This is a genomic window from Streptomyces sp. NPDC020801, from assembly GCF_044334385.1.
GTDB lineage: Bacteria > Actinomycetota > Actinomycetes > Streptomycetales > Streptomycetaceae > Streptomyces.
Genome location: NZ_JBIRST010000063.1, coordinates 1 through 4917, shown reverse-complemented (window position 1 = coordinate 4917; position 4917 = coordinate 1). Strand labels below are relative to the sequence as shown.

The 4917-nt window shown below is 65.6% G+C and carries 4 protein-coding genes; 1 reads left to right on the top strand and 3 read right to left on the bottom strand.

Annotated elements, in window-relative coordinates; translation table 11 throughout:
* On the top strand, positions 1 to 362 hold a 362-nt coding region (locus ACH4UM_RS41615; RefSeq protein WP_398191836.1), incomplete at its 5' end, for a transposase.
* A gap of 314 nt (positions 363 to 676) precedes the next feature.
* Here ACH4UM_RS41615 and ACH4UM_RS41610 read toward each other — a convergent pair.
* The 3 genes from ACH4UM_RS41610 to ACH4UM_RS41600 all read right to left on the bottom strand — a co-directional run bounded on the left by ACH4UM_RS41610 (position 677) and on the right by ACH4UM_RS41600 (position 4728).
* Entirely contained in the window at positions 677 to 967 is a 291-nt protein-coding gene (locus ACH4UM_RS41610; protein ID WP_398191833.1) for a hypothetical protein, read from the bottom strand.
* Positions 968 to 1030: 63 nt separating this feature from the next.
* A complete protein-coding gene (locus tag ACH4UM_RS41605) occupies positions 1031 to 1603 on the bottom strand; it encodes a hypothetical protein (protein ID WP_398191830.1) in 573 nt (190 codons plus the stop codon).
* Positions 1604 to 1707: 104 nt separating this feature from the next.
* Positions 1708 to 4728: a polymorphic toxin-type HINT domain-containing protein gene (locus tag ACH4UM_RS41600; protein ID WP_398191828.1), complete on the bottom strand. Its 3021-nt coding sequence runs from the start codon at positions 4726 to 4728 to the stop codon at positions 1708 to 1710.
* Positions 4729 to 4917 lie beyond the last annotated feature (189 nt).

Genomic DNA, 4917 nt, shown 5'->3' with positions numbered 1-4917 from the left:
GGTCACTCACTGTGCGTCACATTCCTGGTGTCAGCCGGGGCCCGACCAGCACCCAGCAAGATCACCTCTTACACAAAGGAGTAAACAGCCTCCGATACAGAGCCTGGGGTAGCAGCGGCCAGGGCAAGTCGCCGAGAGGAAAAGTCCGCCAGCTCGCCGTCACCGTCGACCGCTGGTGGACCGAGATCTCCGCATTCATCGATACCGGCCACAGCAACGCCAAGAGCGAAGGCATCAACCGCGTGATCAAGCTCGTCGCTCGCAATGCCTTCGGGTTCCGTAATGCCGACAACCAGCGACTACGGACACGCTGCGTTACCACGCGACGAGCCCGCGGACACCTCCGCACCGCTCAACTTTGAAGACCCGCGAAAGCCCCGCCGCTGGGCGAGACTGAAGAAGAGGTCGTCGAACCGGGCCGCGTAGTCCTCCAACGGCCACGGCGCAGGCGGACACGGACGGCGAGCGGTCATCTTCAGCCCCAGCAAGGCAGTTGCCTCTTCCCACTGGCCTACGACCAACCCAACTTGCCCGTCAACCCACACTACCGCCGGACTTAACGAACTACCGGTAGGAGCCCCACCAAAAACACCTGGTGGGGCTCCTTCAGCGTTAAGCAGCTATTGAACTGCCGCTCCGCGTAGCAATGCCAAGCGGTCCATCGGGTAGGCGTAGCCTACGCCTCGGCCCGGGGTACCAGTCCCTGGAAGTTGCCTCGCGACAGTCGTTCTACCGCTCGGGTGATTTCAGCACGAGTCACGCGAGGGACGACCACAAGATTGGCCACGGTGAAATATCCATCCGACTGCACTTCATCGGCAACTTCTTGCGCTAGGCGCACAACATCGTAGACGGCCAGCTCAAAGGTGGCGCCAGACGAGACCACCTTCACACCAACCAGATAGCCTTTCGCTTCCGTTTCGACTTCATACCCTGATAGGTAGTCGGGAAGCTGCAGGTCATACACCGCCCTCCGTAGTTCTAATCTTCGCCAATTCCCCGGCATTCTCTCAGTGAACTCTTCCATCAATTAGGTCCGGTGAAGCCATTCGAAAGCAGAGCGGCGCTCATGGAAATCGGATCTCGGATTCGAAGCAAGCCGCTCAGCGTAGTCCCTAATGATTTTTACACGATCGGGCATGGGGACCGCAAGGACGCCAATAGAATCCTCCCATGTTGTACCACGCAATACAACTGCGCCACTGGTTGACATCATCACAAATTCAGGTTTCCCCGCGCCGGATCCAAGAATCCCGCTAGCCACACCACTCCCCATAATGTCCCAGTCTTCCATCAGCTCAACCTTAGCCCATCGAAGAATTGATGCCGATTCATCATCGGCAAGGTCGACCCCCAGCAAGAATTCCCTATTCGGTCCACTGAACAGGCCGCTCTCACTCGCCAAGCCAAACCAGCTCAGATTTGCATTACTGGCCACGTCTGCATCGCTGAAATCGAGAACAACATCGCGTCGACCGTCGTTACGCCCGCAACTCACAGCGATCCAAGCAGCTCTGACGGGTAGCGTCGCCGACGTCTCGTCGATGCCGCGAAAGCGGATCCCGGCCAGCGCCAACGCTTCCGACAGCTTCTGGTCGTTCATGAAAAACCTCCGAGGAAATACATTGCCGATCGAACATTACACCCACGCAGCATGGCAGGCGGGCTCCGGATATCGTCCGAAGCCCGCCGCCAATTCACCGAAAGCTACGGGTGTGGGAAGTAAGGCATGATCTTGGTGTAGTCGTGATTGTCAACCCAGCCAATATCGCCATACTTGTTGATCAAGACGCGGTATCTGTTGCCTCCGCCTGGGATGTCGTAGATGGTTGCGCCGCCCCATTTCCTGGCTATAGCGGGCGGCGTATTGGGACGCACGGTGAATGTATCGACGTTGCCCTCGGGTGTGAGTCGCGGGGGGCGTCCATTATTGATGATGTCATCGACGCCGTCATGGACAGTGTTAGGAATATCGCTGGGTCCGCAGATACCGCCCTTGCCGGCGTTATGCACCAAGACCGGCGTGTTCCCGGCGAGTACATAGTACGTGTGGAGGTCTTCGACGGTGAGGTTGTAGGTGCGTACTCGTTGGTCGAAGGCGCGGTTGGCCTGGACACGGACGGTGCTTCCGTCGCTGCTCAGCAGGGTGGATCCGGCTCGGAGGTCGTGGGCTTTGACCCAGCGCTTTTCCGTGGGGTTCCAGAAGGGGTGCTCGTAGGTTGCGGTGAGCTTGCGGGGTCCGTCGGGTGTGTTGAGGGTGAGTTCGTCGAAGTGTTTGTCGCCGTCGGTGATGATCAGTCGTGCGACCTTGCGCGGCGCGGTCTTCCCCGTGAGCGGGTCGGTAGCGACTACTGTGTCGCCTGCCTTGATGCTCTCGATGTTCTTCGCAGGGCCGCCGGCCATGAGTACTTTGGTGCCGGCCACGAAGCACTGGGTGCATGTCTCTTTCGCAGGGCGTTCTTCCCGGGCTTCGCGGAGGGCTTGGTCGAGGTCGTCGCTGAAGCGGTGGACGCCTTCGTTGGCCATGGCGAGGCCACTTCCGGTCGCGGCTATACCACCGCTGACCGCCATAACAGCTTCGAGGCAGCCGGCACCCGCTGTCTCGGGGCACAGGAAGAGTCCGCCGCCTCCGCCTACGAGGCCCTCCGTGATTCCCGTGTCCGCCAGGAAGGCGCCGCCGACGCTCTCGATCAGGTCAGCGGCGAGTTGCGGGCTGTTGTCCCAGAGCGCCTGCGCATAGGGGCTGATTTTGTTGACTGTGTCCTTGAGCCACCCCGGTATCCAGCTGCCGTCATCGTCCTGCTGACTGTTCTTCTTCCGCTGTTCCTCGACCAACTGCCGAAACCGCGCCGCTTCCTGCTGCTGTTTGACGACTGCGGTGTGGTAGGCCTCCGTCGCCGCTTGGCCCGCGGCGGTGGCGTCCTTGCCGGCGGCTGTGGCGGAGACACGTGCTTGCTGGGCTGCTGTCCAGGCCGAGTCGGCGGAGCTGCGTGCGGAGTCGGCCGAGTACTGGGCGGAGGTGGCCGAGGTGATGGCTGCGGCTGCGGCGTTTTCGGCGGTCTGCTGGGCGTTGCGGGCTGTCTTGGCCGAGGCGGCGGCGTCCTTGGCGGACTGTTCGGCCTGGTTGGCGTAGCCGTTGGCCTGGTTGGCGTACTTCTGGGCGTCGTTGGCGGCTGCTTGGGCCTGTCTGCGGTAGCCCTCGGCTTCGGCCGCTGCCTTGGCGGCGGTGGCTGCTGCCCTGCCCGCTTCGGCCGCGTTCTTCTGGGCGGTGGCCGCGATGCCTGCGGCCTGTGCGATCAGCTGCTGGATCTGGGCTTCGTGGGTGGCGGCGAGCTGGTCTTGCCGCTGGGCTTTGTACTGGCCGACCGTGATGAAGGCGTGCAACAGGTCGGAGGGGCCTTCCAGCGCGATGCGGGCGGCGGCCTTCAGCTGGGCGCCGTTGCTCTTGTTGTTGGTATCGCCGAGTTGGGCGGCGCGGACGCGTTCGTCCTGGGTGCGTGCCTGGGAATCGTCGGAGGTGATGAACTGGCGCAGGGCATCCGTTGTGTCAGTGTTGAGTGCGGTGCGTCCGGCCTGTTGTTCAATCGGGCCGGCGTTGGCGATGGTCCGGGCGACGACGAGGCGCATGTCCTGCTTCATCGCCTCGTACTGGCCGGTGGCCAGAAATGCACTCACCGCGGCAGCGTCGCCTTCCAGAGCCTTGGCGGCGGCGGCGCGTACGTCGGCGGAGCCGGCGACTAGCGCAAGGTGTTCGACGTCCTGGCGGTCGTCCTGGCTGCTGGCTTCCTGACTGCCGGTGCGGATGTAGGCGGTGATGTCCGTGTCGGAGCCGGCCAGGGCGACGAGGGCTGCGGACCGGCTCCACGGGCGGCCGGTCTTGGCGGTGGCCAGGGCCACCTTGCGGGCTTCGGGAGCGATCTTCGCCGGGTCCGCGCCGGGCTGGGCGGCCTGGTCGGCCAGCTTGCCTGCCTCGGCCTGCAGGTCCTTGGCCTGCTGTTGGGCTGCTTGCTGTGCCGCGGTTTGCTGGTCTTCCTGTGCTTTGAGGTCCTGGGCGCGGGCGATGGCTTCGTTGGTGCGGGCGGTCAGCTGCTCGGTGTCGATACGGATCGCGAGGTCGTGGACCTTCTGGGCCTTGGCGACCGCCGCACTGGCCGCGTCGGCGTCCTTCTTGGCCTCTTTGGCGTGCGCGGCGGACTGCTTTGCGGCACTCGCCGCCTCACCCGCGTGCTTGGCCGCGTCGTCGGCGGCCTTGGCCGCGTTCTCCGCGTGCGTGGCAGCGTCGTTCGCGGCGTCACGGGCCTCACCGGCAGCGGAGGCGGCCTCCTGGGCCAGCGCCTGGGCGGCGTCGGCGGCGCGGCCGGCCTCGCGGGCGTGCCGGTGTGCGGCGGCTGCGGCGTTCTGTGCTTCGGCGGAGTGGGCGCCGGCTTGGTCGGCGTAGGAGTTGGCCTGGTCGGCCGCGTCCGCGGCGTCGTTGGCGTTGCTGCCGGCGCCGCTTGCGGCCTGGGCTGCGTCCGCTGCCGATGCGGCGGCGGTCCGCGCCGAGTCGGCGGCTTGGGCGGCGGCGTGTGCGCCCGCGGCGGCGTCCCGTGCGTTTTGGGCGGCCTTGCGTGCGGCGCCTGCCTGGCCGGCGTCGAGGGCCGCGTTCGCGGCGGCGTCACGGGCCTGGGAGGCTGCCTCTGCGGCGCCGTCCGCGGCCGCGGCGGCAGCCGAGGCCGCGTTCGCGGCCACGCGGGCGGCATCGGTGGCCGCGTTCGCGGCGCTGATCGCGGTCTGTGCGGCGGTGGCGGCCTGCTGGGCGGCGGACGCCGCGCGGGCGGCGGATGCTGCCGCGTGCTGGGTGTCCTTCTGGGCGGCCTGGGTCTCCGCGGCGGCCTTCTGCGCGGCGGCCTTGGCCAGCTTCGCCGCGGTCACCGCACG